This window comes from Paraburkholderia oxyphila NBRC 105797 (assembly GCF_000685075.1).
In the GTDB taxonomy this organism is placed as follows: domain Bacteria; phylum Pseudomonadota; class Gammaproteobacteria; order Burkholderiales; family Burkholderiaceae; genus Paraburkholderia; species Paraburkholderia oxyphila.
Genome location: NZ_BAYD01000268.1, coordinates 1 through 1,076 on the forward strand (window position 1 = coordinate 1; position 1,076 = coordinate 1,076).

Annotated in this window: 1 protein-coding gene and 1 pseudogene; both read left to right on the forward strand. The window is 65.5% G+C overall.

From position 1 onward, the window contains the following. The coding region (locus BO1_RS56040) for a PhoU domain-containing protein (RefSeq protein WP_043289367.1) at nucleotides 1-394 on the forward strand (394 nt) is incomplete at its 5' end. 111 nt (nucleotides 395-505) lie between these two features. Then, nucleotides 506-985: pseudogene (locus tag BO1_RS48840) on the forward strand (AMP-binding enzyme); the annotation flags it as partial. Nucleotides 986-1,076: the final 91 nt, after the last annotated feature.

Consider the following 1,076-nt stretch of genomic DNA (forward strand, 5'->3'; position numbering starts at 1 on the left):
ACAGAAAAAGATCAAGATGCAGCTGAGCTTTTCGCCGGAGGGCGCCGAGGAACTGCGCGCGATGCATGCCGCGGTGATCGACAGCTTCCACCGCGCTCAGGCGCTGCTCGTCTCGGGCCGCACGCAGACCGCGGCACAGCTCATCGACGACAAGCAGGCGCTGCGGCAGCTCGAACGCGCGGCGCGCGAGCGTCACCTCGAGCGGCTGCGCGAAGGCCAGCCGGACAGTCTGGCGTCGAGCTCGCTGCACCTGGACGTGCTGCGCGACCTCGTGCGCATTCAGTCACACATCTGTGCGCTCGCCTATCCCTTGCTGGAGCGCGAGCGAGCGGGCCCGAAGGCCACTGAAGCGGACGCTGCACGCGTTCCGGAAATGAATCATTCGATATCCTGATGTAGCTGTTTCCCAAAGAGGCAAGCACGTGCTTTCGAGACACTTTACGGAATAGACATGTCTGCAATTGAATCAGTTCTTCACGAAAACCGCGTGTTTGCGCCTTCCGCGCAGCTCGTCGGGAAGCTGTATCTGGCCGGCGACGGCAGCGTGCGCGACAAGGACACCGGCAACTTCACGATCATGGGCCGCATCGACGACGTGCTGAACGTCTCGGGGCACCGCCTGGGCACGATGGAGATCGAGTCGGCGCTGGTGGCGAACCCGCTCGTGGCCGAAGCCGCCGTGGTGGGCCGCCCCGACGCCACCACCGGCGAGGCCGTGGTGGCGTTCGTGGTGCTCAAGGCGACGCGTCCGCAGGGCGAGGAGGCCGTGAAGCTCGCCGCGGAACTGCGCGCGTGGGTGGGCAAGGAGATCGGGCCGATCGCCAAGCCCAGGGACATCCGCTTTGGCGAGAACCTGCCGAAGACGCGCTCGGGCAAGATCATGCGCCGCTTGCTGCGCTCGCTCGCGAAGGGCGAAGCGATCACGCAGGACACCTCCACGCTGGAGAACCCGGCGATTCTGGATCAGCTCGGCGAGTCGTGCTGACCGCGACGCGATGAACTCAGGTGAGAGACGCATTTCTCGCGTGATTGTGCGCAAGTCGCCGCGCTTGGGTCGCGGGGTATTCGCGAGGCGC